The following is a 21,946-nucleotide window of genomic DNA, read 5'->3' on the forward strand; positions in this document are numbered from 1 at the left end:
GTCGCTGCTGCGGTTACGGCATCTTCTGCTTTCTTCAACGCGTCTTTAGCTTCATTTACTTTCGTAATCTCTGCTTGGACGGCTGCTGGTGTCGCATTGTCGTCCACTATTACAGCTTCCGCTGCTTTCTTAGCTGCTTCTGCTTTTTGCTTAGCGTCGTCATATGCAGTCACTTTGCTTGCTGGCTTGTCAGCTGTGTCTGGTGCACTTGTGATTTCGCTGCCTAAGGCATTATTCGCTTGCGTTAGAGCTGTCTTGTCTGCTGGTTTCACCACATACGGAACTGTTACTTTTTCTGTACTTTGATCTGCGTAAGTAACAACAACGTCAAGAGTATGGCTACCTACTGTAGTTGGATATTGTGTTCCTTCTTTCAGTGCAGCTGATTGTTTGTTAGCTACATCTACCGCCGCAAGTAACTCTGCATTCGTAGGATTTTCACCGATTACTTTTGTAATCGTCTTAGTCGTCACTGTATGTGCAGGCGCTGAAATCGACGTTGGTGTTTGCGCACTCTTCGTATCACCACTTCCCGCTGTCGCAACTGCTGTTACTTGACGATTTCCTTGTACTGAGTTCGCTGGGAAGACCCAAGTATTTCCACGTTTTTCAATACCATCTGCTGTCCAGCCATTCGCTTTACTTACAGTTATTGTATTTACATTTGTATCAGTTGTAGGAACAGTAAATACTACTTCGTCTGCATCTTCTGGAATAGTTACAACAGTTTCACCATTTTGTTTATTCTCATAAGTCAACGCTGCTGGTGCTGGATTTGTCACTGTAATCGTTACATCGTATTCGCCGACTTTATTTGTGCCGGTTGCAGAAGTTTCAGTTAATTGAACCTTATACTTTCTTGTTCCAACTGTTTCAACGTCAGGTGTCTCTTTCCATGTAGCTGTAAAGTCACTTGGGAAGTCTTTTTCTACATCTTTTTCAGTATATTTAATACCTTTTCGAGCATCTGTTTTCAAGTCAGTCAGAGTTTGACTTCCCTTAGCTGCTGTAATGGTTTTCCCTGCGAAACTACGCTCTTTGGCTACATAAATCTTGCTTTCATCGCTTTCCGCAGTAAAGACAGTTTGTTTTACTTTAACAGGTTGGTCTGACGATCCAATTTCAGCTGTTTGGTCTGTCTGACGTAAGTAGGTATTATCTGGAAGTTTATAGGTCCAGACACCATTTTTCAGTGCACCTTCACCTGGTTGAAGATTAGCTGGGTCTTTTCCATTATTAGCGTCAATTTCAACAGTTCTACCAGTTTGTAAGGTCAATACAACCTTCGTAGCACTTTCAAGGGCTGTACCAGAAATTGTACGATCCACATCACTTAGTTTGGCATCTTCGCCACTTCCTACAGTTGCATTAAATGTCGGTGCTGTTGGTTTGGCTACTTGCGTATGAGAAATGTCAATAGTAGAACCATCTTCTGGGAAGTTAATCGTAGCTACTTTCGCCTTATCATCCGTAGTTCCCTTAGTATAAGTTACATCTGCAGGTAAGTTATTATTATTTGCATTAACTTCTTGAATTTTAGCTACAAAGCGCTCTTTGGCTGCATCTATAAAGTTACCATTAGCAATATCACTATTACCATAAGTCACTTTTTCAGCATTCGTTGGATAAGTGACTTGATCTCTGTAGAAGTCAGCATAGTTTTTAACCGTAACCGAATCGCTATTAGTAGAAGATACTTCATAATCAGTATCTACTTGTGTACTTCCTTCTGTTTTTTTGTATGTTCCAGAGACAAGGACATTAGCATTTAGTTGCTCTCCTAATGTTAAGTCTTTCTTGTAGTCAGCTGCCGCGAATGTTACTGTTGCCTCCCCTGCTGTAACTTCTTTTTCTGCTACAACATTACCTTGAGCGTCTTTAAGTTGTACTTTTACAATTGCTCCTGACGCTAATTCCGAAGCTTCTGGTAGGTTAGATACCGTAACGGCAGGTCTAGTTCCTGCTTGTCCTTGAAGTGTTGGTGCTTTTGGTTTAACAGCTAGAGCAACTTTGATGTCTTGCTCACTATAAAGATTACTATCGTCACCACGTAGACCTAAAATACTATTTCCATAGTGAACATTGACATTTTCTTCACGTAATCCTATAGTTGTTTGTGCTTTATCTACTGGAGAAGCACCATAACCATGATTCCCCCATCCGATGAAAACTCTTGATGGAGTACTTAAATTAGTACTTGGTTTGACATAAGAATTGACATTTGTATTTTTAAATGCTTTTCCTACTTCTGTTTCAAAATACTCTTTTCCTGTTGGATAATTTGGCTCATAGTTATATGTTTTGAAAGTAACTGTTTTTACTACAGTACCAGTTCCATTTGGATAAGTAACAATTATTTTGTGTGCCATTTCTCCTGCTACTATGCTTAGAGGCACTCCATTCTCAAATTCAACCGTAGTCCCTGCTGGTCTGTCTCCTTCAAATGCTACATAGAAGTCTGCTGTAGGAGGTTGTGTTCTACCTCTAGTTCCCCATAAAGCTGATGTCAATGCTTTACCAACAATCTCATAGTATGTTGCCACTTCTTTGTTATTAACTTTGCGAAGAGTAACAGTTGGATACACCGTTACTGGAATAGTCAATTCTGTTCTTTCACCATCTAGATTAACTTCTACAGTTTTATTTGTACTTCCTACTGTCGCTGTTGTTGGTTTGTCGCCATCTTTCCATGATGCAGAAGTTAACGTAACCCCTTCAGGAATTTCTACAAAGTTAGCTGCATTATCAACATTCTCAATAGTTGCATCTTTAATAGCGAAGATAGGTTTAAGTTTAACAGCAGTAATCGTAATCATCTTCTCTGCTTTATTACCGTTCTTATCTAAGACAGTTACCTTAATTTCATTTTTAGAAACTGAATCTAAAGTTCCTGTGATTGATTTAGTAGCTTTGTCATAGCTTAGACTCGTTGGCAATCCTGTAACTTTAATATTTCCTTCGTCAATACCTACACCTGTTCCATCTGATAGGTCAAGAGGAATATTAACATTTGTTCCTACTCCTACAATTTTCGAAGAAGCTCCGATAACTGGATTTGTTTGATCTCCAGTTGCAACTTGAGCCACAGAGTCATCACTTTCTACTCCTTGAGCTGCGACTTTAGCTGTTACAGCTGCTTGACCTTTTACTACTTCATCTTTCAGTGTGATTTCACCAGTGCTTGGATCTATACTAATACCGTCTTTTTGACCGGTTGTAATAGTCCATTGGTTATTAGTACCCTTAGTAGCTACAATCTCCGCAACTGCTTGAGGCGTTTTCGTTACATCACCATTATCTTGAAGCTGGTTGTTGTCTGCTGGAGTGTAAGTTACTTTTAGTGTATTAACATTTGGTTTATCCACTGGAGTTATTGTAACATCTCCGTTACCCGCAGGAGTTACTGCTGGTTGACTTGGTTTAACGTTTACTGTAACATGCTCTACATCTTCACTTGTTCCATCTGGATACGCTACTGTTATTGTCGCTTGTTTGACTCCTGGTGCTGATGTATTTAAAGTTCCTGCTTTCCATTCAATCCTTGTATTTTCTGGTAAGCTTGAGGCATTTGATATACTGTCTCTAGCTTCTGGTTGACTATCTTTTTCTACTGTTTTCTCTACTGCTGTTGGTGTGTAAATGTCTCTTTGTGACGGCGCAGTTATCGGAATATCAATAGTTTCCGAAGAACCATCTGGATATGTAATCGTTGCTCCAATTTTGTAACTATTATTAGTTGAATCACGCGTGATAGCACCACCATTATTCATAGAGATCATCATGTTTGCAGTATTATACGCTACTTTTACATCACCTTTTGTAGTAGTGAATTTAAGGTTTTGTTTCATGGCTTCAAACTCTTCTTGAGTCACTGTTGCATTATCTAGCGCAATATCTTTTCCAAGATGTTGAACTGTTATCGTTGGCGTATACTTAGTTGCTTGTGTTCTAACCTTGAATAACACACGTGTTGGACTGGCTTTATCATTAAGTTTATTTCCTGGAACTGTGTGTAAATCATTTCCTGCTGCATCGATTGCACTTGCATAACGAGTTATAATTACGTCTTCATTTGCCCATACTCTTCCATTTTTTTGTAATTTATTCAACGTACCCGTTACAATTGCTGTCTTCGGTGCTTCGTATATCGTATCTCCATTTGTTGGATATCTATCATAATCAATACCCACATCACCTAAGTCAGCAAAGTTTCCATTATATTCAACAAATCCTACTTGCGATAATTTATTTGAATTATCATTAAACGTTGCCACTGGTAAATTAGTTTCTTCTGTTGGTGTGATGTATACTACACGATTTCCATCTGCATCTTCTTCCGTATTTTGGAATTCAACTGTAGGGAAGACATGATCTCCATCTTTAGCAACTCCAGTTGCCTCGCTACTTTCAAGATTACCATTTGTAGTCATGAAGGCTTTAACTTTTACTGTTGAGCCATCTTTTACAGAACGGTCTTTAATTTTAACAGTACCTGTTGCTCCATCAATTGTAATTGGAGTCCCTGAGCCAAATGACCATGTATCTCCATTTTTAGATGCAGTATAGGTTACTTCTTGCGGATTAGTTGCCTGTGTAGTGTAAGTCACTCTTAGACGATTTACATTCGTCTCATTACCATGTGTAATAATCACATCACCATTATCTTGTGGCGTTACTACTGGTGCTGTTGGTTTGACTTCAAAATTAATTGTTTTTTCAATGTAACGACGTCCATTAAGCTGATTATCAGCATTCCCTGTTACTACAGTTCCAATCCCTTCAGTTCCTGCATATCCAACTGGGAAGTATGCTCTAGCTTTCACTACGTAACGTCCTGGTGCTTCTGGTAATTTTGTAATAACCTCACCAGCTTCATTTACCATACGGAATGTCATGCCACTAGGGAAATTACCATTATCTTGACGATTTGTCCCATCGTTAACCGTTAAGTAGTTATTCGCATCTTCAAGACTTTGCCCTGCAGTTGCCGGTACTGTAATTGATGGTTGATTCGCTTGTTTAGAACGTGATGATTCAAAATCTAAATCTACTACTTTCAGACGGAATTTGACTTCTGTTTTATTCCCTGAATCAACTCCATTACTTCCATCAGACACCTTAAGCGTTACAGTTCTAAGTCCTAATTGTGCATTCGCTGGAATTCTTCCTGTGATAGTATGCGTTCCGACTGAATCTTGTGTTTTTCCAGTCTCTGTTAATGTATCACTAGTTCCATTAAACTGAATTCCATTTGGTAAACCACTTACATACTTAAGATTTACTCTACCATCTGAGTCATTATCAAAGAATGTTAATGGTAGATTTAAATTAGCTCCACGATAGACAGTCACTACTGGAGAAGTAGATTCATTAGCATTTAATGTTACGACTCTATCAGCATCTGTTCGATTCGTTAATTTAACTGTTGGGGCTACCTTATCTGCAGTTTCAACTGGTATTCGAATGTCCTTAGTTGAACCATCTGGATACGTAATCGTAGCTCCTACGTAATATGAACCACCCTCACTCTTAATAGCACCATTCTCTTTCATAGTGATATTCATATCTGGAGAATTGTATGCTACCTTAACATCTCCTCTATTTGTAGAGAATGTTAAGTTTGATTTCATCTTATTAAATTCTGCTTCAGTTACACTTACACCGCTTACTGTAAGATCTTTTTTAAGTGTTTGAGCGTTGATAGTAGGTTCATACTTAGCAGCTTGCGTCAATACTTTGATTTTCACACGAGTTGGATTTTGGTTATTATCGCTAACATCTTTCAACTCATTATCTGCAGCATCTTTGGCATAAACATAACGAGTTACAACACTGTCATTGTTATTCCATATACGACCTGTATTTGAATTTATTTTTGGCAGTTTCCCTGTAATCTCAATATCATATGGCGCATTAAACTCAACATTGTTCTCACTAGATTTTTTGTTGTAATTTAAGCCAAATTCCATATGAGTATCACGTCCATTACCATGATATAGCACAACTTCTCTTAACTTACCAGAATTATCATTCACAGTTCCTAATGTAATCGAACCACCCGCTAAATCCTCTGTCGGTGTTACATAAACAACACGTTCTCCACTCACAACTTCTGTATATTTATTACTAAAAGTAAATGTAGGCGGAGTCTTCTCGCCAGCTAGTGAAGTTGCAGGTGTACCAATACTTTCTATACCTTGTGCCTCTACCTTAGCTGTAACTTCTGTAGCATCTCTTACTTGACGATCTTTAATTGTCACAGTTCCAGAAGTAGCATTGATTGTCACACCGTCCGCAGGAGCATTATTCAATGCCCATGTATTACCTGTCTTAGTAGCTGTTACTGTTTGTTGTCTATTATCTTTATCTGTATAAGTAAAGCTCAATGTGTTAACATTCGGTTGATTTGAATGTGCTACTACTACATCCCCATTAGCCTCAGCAGTAACAGTCGGCGCTGTTGGTTTAACATGGAATTCAATATCACGAGTCGTATATGTACGATTTCTAATTTCATCAAGTCTATCTCCTGTTGCATTAGCTGGAGTTGTTGATAAACCATTTGTCGGTACATAAGTTGTTGGGTAGAACGCTCCCGCTTTTACAAGATATTTCCCAGGTGCAGTGAATGTTAAATTTGTTTTAAATTCATTATTATTTGCTCCAGTAATATAACGGAACGTCATACCTTGTGGGAATAATCCATCCCTTCTATCTGTTCCTGTTATTGCAGTTAAATATTCATTCGGATCTGAAGTTTGCTCATTCAGTCTTAATTCCTTAACAATTTTCGTAGCTCCAGTAGTTGATGAATATCTTCCTTCAAAATCAATATCTAAAACACGAATATTGAATTTAACCTCTTTTTTATTACCTTGATCTACATTACCATTAGCAGCATCAGATACTTTTAATGTAACTGTCTGCACTCCAAGAGGCGCATCTGTAGCCACTCTACCTCTTACAGTGTAAGTTCCCGGAGTAGATTCTGTCTTACCATTTTGGTTAATAGTAGCATCGCTAGTAGCTGTTTCACTTTCATTGAATTTTACTCCAGTAGGAAGCCCAGATACATAGCTAATATTTACTTTACCAGTATTAGCATTATCATAATACTTAAATGGTAATTCAACAATCGCTCCACGATATACATCAATAGTTGTAACCGATGGATTATTCGTTAATGTAACTTCAGTATTGTTGTTTGCTTTATTTGTTAATTTAACCGTTGGCGCTACTGTATCTTGAACATTGAATGTAATAGCTTTTTCCACACTTGTTGGGGCATAGATCGTATATTCATTGCCATCAATTGTCTTTTTAACAGGAGTCGTACTGTTAGGTATATTCACTGTTGCTTTGTATTTAGTAACAGTGCCTACTGTGTCTAATTTTGTATTATTCGCTTTAGTTGTTGTTCCCTCTTTCCAAGTATAGGTAACCTTATCCGGAAGATACTTAGACGCTTCAGTTCCTGAGCTATTATCAACCACTTTTAAGTAATCTTGTGGTTCCCCTAGTGTTGAATTAACCGCAACATCTTTAGGTGTATTTTTCGCTTGTACATCTACTACTGTATATTGGAATTTATATGTTTTTTCATTTCCACGAGCATCTCTTACTACAACATTTGCTTCATGTGTACCCAGTGGGGCACTCGCCTCTACCACATTATCGTGTGAAATTTGGTACGTTGCCTCAGCAGAACCATTTCGCATAGTCCCCTCTTTAGCTAAATCACTACTTCCTTGTTTGTTAAACCATACACCATTAGGTGTATCATTCACTTTAAGATATGTCGTTGTTCCAGAATTATCATTAACAACAAATGTCGGATTAAATGCTGCTCCTCGATAAATAGCAAAACGATTATCTGTCGCAGTTTCAGTTAATGCTTTTCCATTCATCGTTACAGTTGGTGCTTCTGTATCACGAGTAACAACTTCATATTTGAAGTAATAATCTTTTTCTTTATTAGATTCATCAGCAACCGTTATCTTAGCTGTATATGAACCTACAGCTTGATTTTCCTGAACACTTCCATTGAATACTGCGTCAAAAGTATTTCGTTCAGTCGCATTATTTTGCGGTGTAAAGTTGGCATTAGCTGTAACACCTGAAGGTAAGTTAGAAATTGTAAATTTATTTAACTTCCCAGCATCATCCCATACCTCAATACGCGGACGGAATCGTTCTCCTTGGACTACTGTATATAATACTTGTGCATTTGCTACCGTACTTGTTGGCAACAATTCAATATTTCCTACTTTTACTTTCGGTGCTACTATTGCTTGCTTTTCTGTTGACTTTTCAGAATCCACAGTTTGGTGTTTGTTCCCACTGTAGTCAACATGTCCACCTGTTGGAACAACAGAACGAACAAAATAAGTTCCTTTTTCTATTGTAGTAGTTTTAAAAGTTACTTCTCCTCTAGTGTTAGCTACTTGTGTATCTATTTCTCTTGCCTTAGCCTCACCTGGCACTTGAAGGTATAAAGTCATAGGGATACCATTAGTCCCATTAGAAGCTGTTAACGCTCTAGACTCACCAACAAATCCTACATCACCTGTAAAATTAGGCGTTTTAGGTTTCGTAATAAATCTGAAACTTCCTTTATCTGATGAACCATCACCCATCCTACGAATGTAGAAATAAGAATGTTTACCAGGAGTCGACGCTACTTCTTTTGATAAGTCGATTCCAGAAATTTCTGTACCATTTTCTCTATAGAAAGTAAAAGTTTGGTCTACTCCATTAAGAATAACATCTTTTTTCCCTTTTTCTGTAGTCTCAGCTCCATCTTTGTATTCAAGATAAGAATAAAAATCAATCTTACGTTGTTGATCTGGATTAGAACTATTTCCTCCATATGAGATAACTCCGTTCGCACGAGGATCAAATGGTTTATTAACTATATCTCCTCCAGAATATAAGTTTCCACCTAAAGAGGCACCATATCCTGAAAAAGCAGTAGAATAAATTCTATCTTGATCAACTAAGAAATCTCCACTTCCTTTAATCGAGAATGGATATTTATCAATCTCTTGTGATTCTGCTGGTGTTTTTGCAGACCATTGGTTAACAAGGTAAATAGTAGTTAATCCGTCTTCTTGTTTCGTCCCCTTAGAACCAACCGCATAAGCTAAATCACCTATCCTGTGATAGTTACCCGTCGTTTCAAAACTCAGGTGATAACTATCTTTTGTATCCGGCATTTCAAAATAATACAGATTACTATCTTTGCCATTAATGATGTTAAATTTATTATCGGCTAGTGTTCGCTCTGCAGAAGTTTCTTTCGACCTATTATATAAAGCCGAACCTTTTACTTGTCTTGCTAATCTATCTAGTGAACCTACTTCCATTAATTCAGTTAACATTCTACCTTTTCTTGTGATACCTGTTTGATTATTGTTACCTTGTGTTTCATTATCAAACCCTAAGTAATCAAGTTTCAACATATCTAAAATTGTATCGCTATTCGGTGATTCTGCTGTACCTGATGTTTTCCCTGGTGAAATGCGCTCTGCCGTAGCTGTATTAGCTTTGTATCTTTGATCCTTAGGTACTGTAAACCAGAACCCAGATCCTGCTAATTGATGGTTACCTTGATTAATATATAAATCCCATCTGAATCCAGTTTTAGTAGGTGTTACATCGGCATAGATATATCCTTTCCCCTCTGAAACAGAACGGTCTACATTATCAACAGCTACACCTCTTTGTACCCTATTGTAATATACATAAGTATATTTTAAGTAAGGCGACGCACCATGTTTTCCATCTTCGAAATAGTTAACCTTACTATTATCATAAGAAGTTGAACCATTATTAGCTACCGAACGCTCTTGACGGTTTAGTATCGCTTCAGGCTTAGGTATTTCTGTTTTACCACCATTTTCCTTATCCTCTAAAAATCCTTCGATAGTAGCACGAGCATAGTCAAGATCTTGCAGCGCTTTATTGAAGTCTTCTTCTGATATCACACCATCTTCGTCAGCAAGTCCAAGTTTTTCGTTTAACTTGTCGGAATTTGCTTTGATTAACGCTACTTTTGTCTCATCGCCACCATTTTTTCTTAAATAAGCAACGATTTTATCCATTTCATCTTTTAATGCATAAGTACCTGAACCATTTGTGTACGTTGACAATTGTTTCGGTGTTTCTTTTGCTTCAGTCGCAGGTTGTTCTACGCTTTCAGTTCTTTTACCACGTCTTTTAGGATTCGTTTGAGAGCTAGCTTCAGGAGCCGTCTCCTTTCCTGCATCAGTTGGACTAACTTGGTTTGCAACTGACTCAGGCTCGATCACTTCCTCTCTTTTACGACGCTTTCCTCTGCTTGCTCGCTCGGTCACAGATCCTTCTGAAGCGACCAGCTTATTATTTGCCGAATCTGCTTCTCCCAAGTCTATCAATTTTGGTTGCGATGGCTCCAAGGCTTGATTAACACGACGAATTAGAGCTTCCATAGCTCTTGCTTGCTCATCAACCTGCGCTTGCGTCGCTTTTGGATCTTCCAAAACTGCCTTAGCTGCTGCTAGGCGCGCTTCCACTTCAGCATGCAGTTCCTGCATTGAGCTAAGCGTTAGTTTTGCCAACAAAGCTTGCAGATTCCCTTGAGTCGATTTGGCTGCTGTCGTATCAGCGACAGTCGGCTGTTCTTGCTCTTTTACTTCTCCTGCTTGAGAAGGTTCTTGGTTAGCTGGATTTGTCTCTGACTGAGCAGAGTTAGACTCAGCTCCTGCTTGCCCTTGATTGGTTCCCTCAGCTGGTGCTTCCTGCGTTTTCACCTCATCAGCTGCTTTGAGTTCAGCTGGCTGGTCAGTTGAAACCTTGTTCGAGTCTCCCTCATCCGAGCTTCCTAAATCACCGTCTGCCTTTCCATCAGAACCTGCCGTAACGACATCACTTGCCGTGGCTGGAGTGATGGGTTCATGCGCTGCTACTGCCCCGTTAGCAAAGAACATCAATGCCGCAACCGCGACACTGGCAGCACCAAAGTGGTATTTTCGAATCGAATATCGGAAAACCTTTTCTTTGTTATATTTTCCAAAGTCCATGAAATTTTTCTCCTTTTTTGTAAGTTGTTTTGAAAACAAAAATAGCCTTATCATCTTCAAACTCACATGATATTAAATAGTATTGATAGAACTATTTAACCCACTGCACCCAGTGTACAGTCTAGTAATAATTATACCATACCCCCCCCCCCGAATTTACCATCTAATCATCCAAAAATCTTGATTTTTAGAGAATTTTTTAGTATATGATTATTATATTGATTATAGATATACGCTTTTTTTGATTTATTTCCTAGAAACTAATAACTTTTCTATATCTTTATTTATGAAAATTTTAGTATAATAATAGTTATAATTGGATGGTTTTTAGTAGTCTGAATATATTAAATTTGATTTAGAAACCAAGTATGGATTCGGATTTTAGTTTGAAAAACCTCCCTATTTTTTATTGGAAGAGCTTATCATCAGTTTCTGAAAAATGGCTAAGACTTACGGGACTTATTCGATACCTATTTGCAACAAGATTAAATGGTTAGCTGGTTAGAAATTGAATTGTTCAGCTTTTATTTCATCTCACTATCCCCTATTCCTAGAGCCACAATCTCCTTATTCCTTCCTTTGACGATTCTCATCTCCAAAATCACTCCTATCCCTAGACCGCTTTCAGCCCTTACCTCATGATAATCAAGCTTGGAAATATAGTAGATTGAAATAGAATATGAACAAATTGATAAGGGGATTTTAAAGTAATTTCTAACAATGCTTTAGAAACTATGATGTGCTATTCTAAATTCAACTCACTATAAAAAGCAATTAAAACAAAATGAAACAAGAATCAAACAAATTGGTCTTGGAATTTCAATCAATTTATAACAATATTTTAAAAGCCCCTTGTACTATCCCAGCTTTAGCTCATTATATTTGTTCTAAATCTATTGATTATCATTCTACTCTTATCCTTAATCTAAGATTAGTATTTTGAGCTATCCTACATAAGTCTCCTGCCTTGCTTTTTGATTTTCGTTTATAGGATATTGAATTTGGAATAGTTCACTAGTACTTCTAAAACATTGATAGAAATTACTTTGACTTTCCTGACTGATTTGTTCAGTTCTTATTTCATTTATATATGCTATGCATTAACCGATAGCGGATACCTACGGAGAGCTTGCCACTCAGATGTAGGACCTGCCCATCATACAAAAAAACAGACTTCACCCCACAAAGAGGTAAAATCTGTTACTATTTTCTACACGATATTTCCTAATTTTTAATCCAGCAGTTGGTCCGCCTGGCTGATGGCTCGCTCGGGGTGCTGGGTAAAGGGTTTATTCCCGAAAAACTCCAACCAGGGTTTACGAACCTCGTCTTTGCTGGTTTCTCTGTATTTTTTAGGTCTTATTTATGGTGGTCCTTCAATAGCGCCTCAAACTCAGATGCTGACATACCCAACTGCTGACTGGCAACCTCGGAAGTCAGAAGTCCTTGGCGAACCATATCCAGAAAGGCAAAGAATTTCCCACGCTCTAGACCTTGTTCAATACCTTCCGCCCTAGCTGTTTCCAAGGCATAGTCCTGTGCTAATAATGCTTGTTCTTCACGCATACGTAGTTGACTAAACATCTTCCTGTCCTCCTCGGACCAGCTCTTGTAGTCCAGCAGTTGGTCTGCTTGGCTGATGGCTCGCTCGGGGTGCTGAGTAAAGGGTTTGTTCCCAAAAAACTCCAACCATGGTTTGCGAATGCTATCTTTGCTGGTTTCTCTATATTTTTTAGGTCTTATTTATGGTGGGCCTTCAATAGCGCCTCAAACTCAGAGACTGATATGCCCAACTGCTGACTGGCAACCTCAGAAGTCAGAAGTCCTTGGCGAACCATATCCAGAAAGGCAAAAAGTTTTCCACGTTCAAGTCCTTGTTCTAAACCTTTTTCGATGCCCTGTTCAATCCCCTCTGCACGACCGCGTTCAAGTCCTTCTGCACGACCTCTCTCCAACCCTTTTTCTTCAGCTTGTTCCAAGGCATAGTCCTGTGCTAACAAGGCTTGTTCTTCGCGCATACGTAGTTGACTAAACATCTTCCTGTCCTCCTCGGACCAGCTCTTGTAGTCCAGCAGTTGATCTGCCTGGCTGATGACTCACTCGGGTTCTTGAGTAAAAGGTTTGTTTCCGAAAAACTCCAACCATGGCTTGCGAACCTCGTCTTTGCTAGTTTCCCTGTATTTTTTAGGTCTTATTTATGATGGTTCTTCAATAATTCTTCAAACTCAGAGACAGTCATTCCCAATTGCTGGCTGGCAACCTCGGAAGTCAGAAGACCTTGACGGACCATATCTAGGAAGGCAAAAAGTTTTCCACGCTCTAGACCTTGTTCAATCCCTTCAGCTCGTCCACGTTCAATCCCCTCTGCACGACCGCGTTCAAGACCACGCTCTAACCCTTGTTCAATACCTTCTGCACGACCTCTCTCCAACCCTTTTTCTTCAGCTTGTTCCAAGGCATAGTCCTGAGCGAGTAAGGCTTGTTCTTCACGCCTGCGTTGTTCACTAAACATCTTCCTGTCCTCCTCGGACCAGCTCTTGTAATCTAGCAGTTGGTCTGCTTGGCTGATGGCTCGCTCGGGTTGTTGAGTAAAGGGCTTATTACCAAAAAACTCCAACCACGGCTTGCGAACCTCGTCTTTGCTGGTTTCTCTGTATTTTTTGAGTTCCAAGAACGCCATCTTGACCAGATGGTTTTCTTGTCCATTGTTTGTAATTGTTAAAATCTCACCTGTCGTGTCCTCGCGCATACTAAAGCTATGGAAAGCCAAGTCATCTGAAAAGTAATTGCTATCCACAATGGCAATTGCGTATACTGGTGCGATATGTTTGTAACTCTGATGGGTATCACCTTCACGCTGACGAATTTTTTCAAGATTTTGATTGACCTGACTGCACAGGTAAGCCCATAAACGATTGATGAAAAAATTCTGATGATGAACCTGAATTTCGATGATAACTTGCGTACCATTATCCAACTCCGCCAAAACATCTATACTTGTATAGAAATCCTGTGCCGAGTACGGTAAGGAAGGCAAGACATGAATGTTACTTCCCTCCAAAATGGTCACATTTTTTGCTGGTAAATCCAGCATATCGCGAATAAATTGACAAGTGATTTCTGGGTTGCTAAAAATTTTCTTAGCAACCAAGTCATTAGTTGGGCTGATGCCCGGATGTCTTAGAATCATCCTTTTCCTCCTTCTATTATAGCACATTTTTTAATCTAATTTACTAGATTTGATGCTTCTATCTATTTATTCGTAAAAGAAAGCTTTTCTTCAGAAGAAAGCTAATCGCTTATTTGAAAATTTTTACCCTCTGTTGGATAGTCCCGTCTATCTATGTTATAATGAAAGAAGGATTTAAAATCGGAAAAGGAGTATCTATGCTAAAATTAGGTGTCATCGGCACTGGCGCTATCAGCCATCACTTCATAGAAGCAGCCCATGCTAGTGGAAAATACCAGCTGGTCGCAGTCTATTCTAGGAAACTTGAAACCGCAGCAACCTTTACTTCTCACTATGAGAATATCCAACTATTCGATCAATTAGAAGACTTCTTCAAGAGCTCCTTTGATGTGGTCTATATTGCCAGTCCAAACTCCTTGCATTTTGCTCAGGCAAAAACTGCCTTGTCTGCTGGTAAACATGTTATTCTTGAAAAGCCAGCTGTCACTCAACCACAAGAATGGCTGGATTTGGTTCAAACAGCTGAAAAAAATCACTGTTTTATCTTTGAAGCAGCTCGTAATTACCATGAAAAAGCTCTCACTATCATCAAAAACTTTTTAGCAGACAAACAGATTTTGGGAGCAGATTTCAACTATGCCAAGTATTCTTCCAAGATGCCTAACTTGTTAGCTGGACAGACACCAAATGTCTTTTCAGCCCGTTTTGCTGGTGGAGCTCTTATGGATTTGGGGATTTATCCTCTCTACGCTGCCGTTCGCCTTTTTGGAAAAGCTAATGACGCGACTTACCAGGCTCAACAGCTTGACAATAGCATTGACCTAAATGGTGACGGAATTCTCTTCTACCCAGACTTTCAAGTTCATATCAAGTCTGGGAAAAACATCACTTCCAATCTTCCTTGCGAGATTTATACAACAGATGGAACATTGACTCTCAACACCATTGAGCATGTCCGCTCAGCTATTTTTACCGACCATCAAGGCAATCAAGTCCAGCTCCCTATCCAACAGGCTCCTCATACGATGACTGAGGAAGTCGCTGCATTTGCACAGATGATTCAGCAACCAGACCAGACACTCTACCAGAATTGGCTGGATGATGCAGGCTCTGTTCATGAGCTACTATATACCATGCGCCAGACTGCTGGCATTAGATTTGAGGCAGAAAAATGAAAAGCAAACTACCGACTGAATGGCAAGAACTGAGCGACCAACTCGGTTTCCAAGAATTTACCCCCATTCAAACTCAACTATTTGAGCCCCTTCTTGCTGGAGAAAATCTTCTAGGAGTGAGCCCAACAGGAACCGGTAAGACCCTAGCTTACCTCCTACCAAGTCTTCTCAGACTACAAAAGAAAAAAGCGCAGCAACTCTTGATTCTAGCACCAAATACGGAGCTTGCTGGACAGATTTTTGACGTATGTAAAACGTGGTCAGAAGCCATCGGCTTGACAGCCCAACTCTTCCTATCAGGTTCAAGTCAGAAACGCCAGATTGAACGCTTAAAAAAAGGACCAGAAATTCTGATTGGAACTCCTGGCCGTATCTTTGAACTCATTAAATTGAAAAAAATCAAGATGATGAATGTGGAAACCATCATCCTGGATGAATTTGACCAATTGCTCGATGATTCTCAGATACACTTTGTCGAGAAAATTACTCACTACGCACCGCGTGACCACCAACTCATCTACATGAGTGCGACGACCAAGTTTGACCAAGAAAAGATTGCACCTAACACACATACTATTGATCTTTCTGACCAAAAATTGGATAACATCCAACATTTCTACATGCAGGTAGACCAACGTCACCGAGTGGATATGCTACGAAAACTAGCTCATGTGGAGGATTTCCGCGGTCTAATCTTCTTTAACAGCCTATCAGACCTTGGAAGTGCAGAGGAAAAACTACAGTATCGGGATATATTAGCTGTTTCCCTCGCTAGTGATGTCAATGTTAAATTTAGAAAAGTCATCTTAGAAAAGTTTAAAGATAAGCAACTAACCCTGCTTCTTGCAACTGACCTTTTGGCTCGAGGGATTGATATCGATAGCCTAGAATGCGTCGTAAACTTTGATGTTCCTAGAGATAGCGAAACCTACACACACCGTGCTGGCCGTACTGGTCGTATGGGCAAGGAAGGTTATGTTATCACTCTCGTCACTCATCCAGAAGAACTTAAAAAACTCAAGAAATTTGCGAGCGTACGTGAAATTGTCTTGAAAAATCAAGAACTCTATATTAAATAAAGCCTCATTGCTCTATACACATCCGGTGTATGGAGCTTTTTTATAAGCAATTCAATTTTATACTCTTCGAAAATCTCTTCAAACCGCGTCAGCTTCGCCTTGCTGTATGGATGGTTACTGACTTCGTCAGTCTTATCTACAACCTCAAGACCATGTTTTGAGATGACTTCGTCAGTCTTATCTACAACCTCAAGACAGTGTTTTGAGATGACTTCGTCAGTCTTATCTACAACCTCAAAAACATACTTTGAGCTGACTTCGTCAGTTCTATCTACAACCTCAAAAACATACTTTGAGCTGACTTCGTCAGTTCTATCTACAACCTCAAAAACATACTTTGAGCTGACTTCGTCAGTTCTATCTACAACCTCAAAAACATGTTTTGAGCAGCCTGCGGCTAGCTTCCTAGTTTGCTCTGTGATTTTCATTGAGTATTAGTTCAATACCTGAAAAAAAGAACCTTGCAAAGCAAGATTCTTTTAGTGTCTGACTTAAATAATTGTTCTTCTGGGAACTAAATCGAATTAAGCTTCGATTTCTGTAACCATACCTGAACCAACAGTACGTCCACCCTCACGGATAGAGAATGTAGTACCTTGTTCTACGGCGATTGGGTGGATCAACTCAACGTCGATTGTCACGTTATCACCAGGCATTACCATTTCAGTACCTGCTGGAAGTTCGATTGAACCTGTAACGTCAGTAGTACGGAAGTAGAATTGTGGACGGTAGTTGTTGAAGAATGGAGTGTGACGTCCACCTTCTTCTTTAGTAAGGATGTAAACTTCACCTTTGAATTTAGTGTGTGGGTTGATTGAACCTGGTTTAGCGATAACTTGTCCACGTTCGATTTCATCACGTTGAACACCACGAAGAAGGACACCTACGTTATCTCCGGCAAGACCTTCGTCAAGTTGTTTACGGAACATTTCAACACCAGTAACAACTGCTTTTTGAGTTTCTTCTTTGATACCAACGATTTCGATTTCGTCGTTGACTTTAACGATACCACGGTCGATACGTCCTGAAGCAACTGTACCACGTCCAGTGATTGAGAATACGTCCTCGACTGGAAGAAGCAATGGTTTGTCAGTGTCACGTTCTGGTTCTGGGATGTACTCATCAACTGTGTTCATCAATTCCATAACGATGTCTTCGTATTTAGAGTCACCTTCAAGAGCTTTAAGAGCTGAACCTTGGATAACTGGAAGATCGTCACCTGGGAAGTCGTATTCTGACAATAGGTCACGGATTTCCATTTCAACCAATTCAAGCAATTCTTCGTCGTCAACCAAGTCAACTTTGTTCATGAAGACGATAAGGTGTTTAACACCAACCTGACGTGAAAGAAGGATGTGCTCACGAGTTTGTGGCATTGGTCCGTCAGTTGAAGCTACTACAAGGATAGCTCCGTCCATTTGAGCAGCACCAGTGATCATGTTTTTAACGTAGTCCGCGTGTCCTGGAGCGTCGATGTGAGCGTAGTGACGTTTTTCAGTTTCGTACTCAACGTGCGCAGTGTTGATAGTGATACCGCGTTCGCGTTCTTCTGGAGCAGCATCGATAGACGCATAGTCTTTAGGTTGGTTAACTGATGAAGGCAAGCGACGTGCCAAAACAGTTGTGATAGCTGCAGTTAGGGTAGTTTTACCGTGGTCAACGTGTCCGATAGTACCAATGTTAACGTGTGGTTTACTACGATCGTATTTTTCTTTTGCCATTTGAGTAAAAGCCTCCAATAAAATATATTTTATAGATAGACAGTAGGCAATACAGTCTAACTTTCCTTACTATTTTATCAAATTTCAGCTAAATTGCAAGTGTTTTACAACGTTTTTGTGAATTATTCTTGGTAAAAATTTAACTAACTATATAGAAAGTACTAAATAGACTTATCCTTCGAGGAGTTTTCAGCATTATTCATCCACTCACTTGCTGAAAATGCAAACAGTCTCTGGTTTATACTACAAAAGCAAACTAGGAAGCTAGGTATAAGTTATTCACAACATCAGTTTAATACTCTTCGAACATCTCTTCAAACCACGTCAGCGTCGCCTTACCGTAGGTATAGTTGAAACTGGTCAAAAAGTCTTTGCAATCAGAAAAACATATAATATCAGGTCTTGAGAAACCTTGGTACTATGCGTTTTATTGTGGGACGATTTACTTCATTTTCTCCTAAAGTCAAGTTTTTGCCCAACTTCTTCATCTACAACCTCAAAACACTATTTTGAGCTGACTTCATCAGTTCTATCTACAACCTCAAAGCAGTGCTTTGAACAACCTGCGGCTAGCTTCCTAGTTTACTCTTTGATTTTCATTGAGTATAAGATTGCAGATAAAACGATAAGGACACAGCAGAGCCAATGTCGGTCGAAGAATAGCCCCCTAATCGCTTATTTTATAGCGAAATGAAATAGAAACTGAACATTTTGTTGAGGAAGGCAAATCCATTTCTCACAATGTTCGAGAAAGAAGGGCGGACTATTCCAACTTCAACCCACTATAAAGCAGACTTACAAGATAGGGACCCCAGCTTCAATAATATATAGTAGAATGAAAACTGCACAATTTGATTGGGGAATTCAAACCAATTTCTCACAATGTTTTAGAAACAAGGATCTATTATTTCAACTGCAAGCTACTATAACCCATTAAAGCTGAATAGCCCACTGAGACTTCTAAACCACTGCTGGAGAGGAGTTTGTTTAGACTTTCTTTCATTTCCTAGAAAATCAAAAAGAGAGAACCAATCTGATCCTCTCTTACTTATAGATGGTGCTCACTCAAATGTTAAAGGAGCTATTTCTTAGAGATAAAGGAATTTGAATACAGCTACTGCCGCAATTGCTGCTGCAATAGGTGCTACTACTGGTACCCAAGAATACCACCATTTTGAATCGCCTTTATGCTCACCAAGAACTGATTTTGGAAGGAAAGCATGAAGGAGACGTGGTCCCAAGTCACGAGCTGGGTTCAAGGCAGGTCCTGTAGGTCCTCCAAGTGATGTTACCAAAGCCATAACGAGGAAACCAAGTGCCAAGTGAGCCACAGAAAGTCCTGAAGCAGTGTGTGGAGCCACCTGTGCTTTAATAGCCAAGTCAGAAAAATCAACTGTTTGTCCTGCTTGTGTTGCCATTTGTTTCATGTATTGAAGCACTTCAGCACCAAAGAAGTTTTTAGTCAAACCAAGAGCTGCAAAGAACAAAACAAATGAACCAACAAACTCGTTAATCAAACCATTGACAGTTGCTGCATAGCGACTTTCTTTTGTACCATGGTCAATACTTGAAATAGTTGAGAAAGTTCCCAAGATGTTATTTGGGTTTTCAGTTTTCAAGTAGAATGGGCGGTGTGTTGCCACAACCAAGGCTTGACCAAAGATAGCCCCCAAGACTTGCGCGATAATGTAAGGTACCACTTGTGCCCAAGGGAAAAGACCGCTAACTGCAAGTCCTAGAGTGAAAGCAGGGTTGATGTGGTTCCCAGATACGTTACCAAACATCAAGGCTGGGATCATAACCCCCATACCATAACCAACAGCGATGACGATCCAGCCACTTTGGTGACCTTTCGTACCTTTAAGTTCAACGTTGGCAACTGCACCATTCCCAAGAATGATCAAAATGGCAGTTCCCAAAAATTCAGTGGCATACTTCAGTGCCCATGTGAAATCCATTTGCTAGATTCTCCTTAAAATTTTTTAGACATTCCTTATTTTATCAATTTTTACCCTATTTAGCAACTAGTTTCTGGAAAGATTTTTTAAAAATAATACTCTTCGAAAATCTCTTCAAACCACGTCAACGTCGCCTTGCCGTAGATATATGTAACTGACTTCGTCAGTCTTATCTACAACCTCAAAACGGTGTTTTGAGCTGACTTCGTCAGTCTTATCTACAACCTCAAAACGGTGTTTTGAGCTGACTTCGTCAGTCTTATCTGCAACCTCAAAACGGTGTTTTGAGCTGACTTCGTCAGTCTTATCTGCAACCTCAAAACGGTGTTTTGAGCTGACTTCGTCAGTCTTATCTACAACCTCAAAACGGCTATCTTGGGCTAGGTAAGACAGAGAAATATCTTTTTTCTTATTGATTTCTCCACTAGTTGGCTCCTCTTCTCCAACCAAAATCTTCAAAAGAGTAGACTTACCTGCACCATTTTTCCCAACAAGGGCAATCCGATCTCGTTCATCAACCTGCAGGTTGATACTATCAAAAAGAACCTCTCCTGCAAAAGAACGTTCAATTTTATTAGCTTGTAAAATAATCATACAAGTAGTATAGCATGTTTCCCTAAGGCATTCAAGATAATCGTAAGTCTTAACCCAAATATCCTAGAAAAACCAGCTCTGCTTATGCTTGGTATTAAAAAACATTTGGATTAGAAATTCTATTTATTTTGCAAGATAGATGGTAAAACATTTTTACTCGTTCACAAGAGTGACTCAAATTCAGATACTGACATACCCAACTGCTGACTGGCAACCTCAGATGGCAGCAGACCTTGGCAAACGAGATTTACTAGACCTACTTTTAATCCCTCTTCAATGCCTTCCGCTCGTCCTCGTTCAAGTCCTTGTTCAATCCCCTCAGCCCTAGCTGTTTCCAAGGCATAGTCCTGTGCTAACAAGGCTTGTTCTTCTCGCATACGTAGTTGACTAAACATTTTCCTGTCCTCCTCGGACCAGCTCTTGTAGTCCAGTAGTTGGTCTGCTTGGCTGATGGCTCGCTCGGGTTCTTGGGTAAAGGGTTTGTTCCCGAAAAACTCCAACCACGGCTTGCGAACCTTATCTTTGCTGGTTTCTCTATATTTTTTTAATTCCAAGAACGCCATCTTGACTAGATGGTTTTCTTGACCGTTATTTGTGATGGTTAAGACATCACCTGTCGTGTCCTCGCGCATACTGAAACTGTGGAAAGCTAGATCATCTTGGAAATAATTACTATCCACAATAGCTATTGCGTAAACAGGTGCGATATGCTTGTAACTCTGGTGAGTATTGCCCTCTTGCTGGCGAATTTTTTCTAGGTTTTGATTGACCTGACTGCACAGATAAGCCCACAGGCGATTGATGAAAAAATTCTGATGATGTACCTGAATCTCAATAATTACTTGCGTCCCATTATCCAACTCCGCCAAAACATCTATACTGGTATAGAAATCCTGCGCTGAGTAGGGCAGGGAAGGCAAGACGTGAATATTGCTTCCCTCCAAAATAGTTACATTTTTTGCTGGCAAGTCCAGCATATCGCGAATAAATTGACAAGTGATTTCTGGATTGCTAAAGATTTTCTTAGCAACCAAGTCATTGGTTGGGCTAATGCCCGGATGACGTACAGTCATATTTCTTCTCCTTTCATTATAGCACATTTTTTAATCTAATTTACTAGATTCGATGCTTCTATCTATTTATTCGGAAAAAGAGTAGAAAAAACAAAA

Annotated in this window: 9 protein-coding genes and 2 pseudogenes; 2 read left to right on the plus strand and 9 right to left on the minus strand. The window is 39.5% G+C overall.

Features of this window, described 5'->3' with window-relative positions:
• The 4 genes and pseudogenes from OVN23_RS09355 to OVN23_RS09370 form a co-directional block, all read right to left on the minus strand.
• A partial coding sequence (locus tag OVN23_RS09355; RefSeq protein ID WP_267241018.1) for a Rib/alpha-like domain-containing protein occupies nt 1-11,060 on the minus strand: 11,060 nt, incomplete at its 3' end.
• Nucleotides 11,061-12,419: 1,359 nt separating this feature from the next.
• A pseudogene (locus OVN23_RS09360) lies at nt 12,420-12,794 on the minus strand (hypothetical protein); the annotation flags it as partial.
• 5 nt (nt 12,795-12,799) lie between these two features.
• Nucleotides 12,800-13,246, minus strand: a pseudogene (locus tag OVN23_RS09365) (hypothetical protein); the annotation flags it as partial.
• A 5-nt stretch (nt 13,247-13,251) separates the two neighbouring features.
• The gene (locus tag OVN23_RS09370; protein ID WP_173218624.1) at nt 13,252-14,250 is read right to left on the minus strand and encodes an Rpn family recombination-promoting nuclease/putative transposase; all 999 of its coding nucleotides are present in this window, start codon (nt 14,248-14,250) and stop codon (nt 13,252-13,254) included.
• 197 nt (nt 14,251-14,447) lie between these two features.
• On the opposite strand from OVN23_RS09370, the gene OVN23_RS09375 reads away from it, so the two are divergent.
• The gene (locus OVN23_RS09375; protein WP_173253343.1) at nt 14,448-15,425 is read left to right on the plus strand and encodes a Gfo/Idh/MocA family protein; all 978 of its coding nucleotides are present in this window, start codon (nt 14,448-14,450) and stop codon (nt 15,423-15,425) included.
• Nucleotides 15,422-16,504: a DEAD/DEAH box helicase gene (locus tag OVN23_RS09380; protein ID WP_173253344.1), complete on the plus strand. Its 1,083-nt coding sequence runs from the start codon at nt 15,422-15,424 to the stop codon at nt 16,502-16,504. The genes OVN23_RS09375 and OVN23_RS09380 overlap by 4 nt, the downstream gene beginning before the upstream one ends.
• Here OVN23_RS09380 and OVN23_RS09385 read toward each other — a convergent pair.
• The 5 genes from OVN23_RS09385 to OVN23_RS09405 form a co-directional block, all read right to left on the minus strand.
• Nucleotides 16,492-16,932 (minus strand): hypothetical protein, encoded by a 441-nt coding sequence (locus tag OVN23_RS09385; protein WP_267241019.1) that lies wholly within the window; start codon nt 16,930-16,932, stop codon nt 16,492-16,494. The two genes, OVN23_RS09380 and OVN23_RS09385, sit on opposite strands and share 13 nt — an antisense overlap.
• 96 nt (nt 16,933-17,028) lie before the next feature.
• A complete protein-coding gene (gene tuf, locus OVN23_RS09390; RefSeq protein WP_001040724.1) occupies nt 17,029-18,225 on the minus strand; it encodes an elongation factor Tu in 1,197 nt (398 codons plus the stop codon).
• 1,088 nt (nt 18,226-19,313) lie between these two features.
• Nucleotides 19,314-20,183 (minus strand): aquaglyceroporin Gla, encoded by an 870-nt coding sequence (gene gla / locus OVN23_RS09395; protein WP_172922292.1) that lies wholly within the window; start codon nt 20,181-20,183, stop codon nt 19,314-19,316.
• A gap of 114 nt (nt 20,184-20,297) precedes the next feature.
• Nucleotides 20,298-20,777, minus strand: coding sequence for an ATP-binding cassette domain-containing protein (locus tag OVN23_RS09400; RefSeq protein WP_267241020.1), 480 nt, complete (start codon nt 20,775-20,777; stop codon nt 20,298-20,300).
• Nucleotides 20,778-20,938: 161 nt separating this feature from the next.
• Nucleotides 20,939-21,850 (minus strand): Rpn family recombination-promoting nuclease/putative transposase, encoded by a 912-nt coding sequence (locus OVN23_RS09405; RefSeq protein ID WP_267241021.1) that lies wholly within the window; start codon nt 21,848-21,850, stop codon nt 20,939-20,941.
• Nucleotides 21,851-21,946: the final 96 nt, after the last annotated feature.

The sequence above is a fragment of the Streptococcus sp. Marseille-Q6488 genome (genome assembly GCF_946902925.1).
Classification (GTDB): domain Bacteria; phylum Bacillota; class Bacilli; order Lactobacillales; family Streptococcaceae; genus Streptococcus.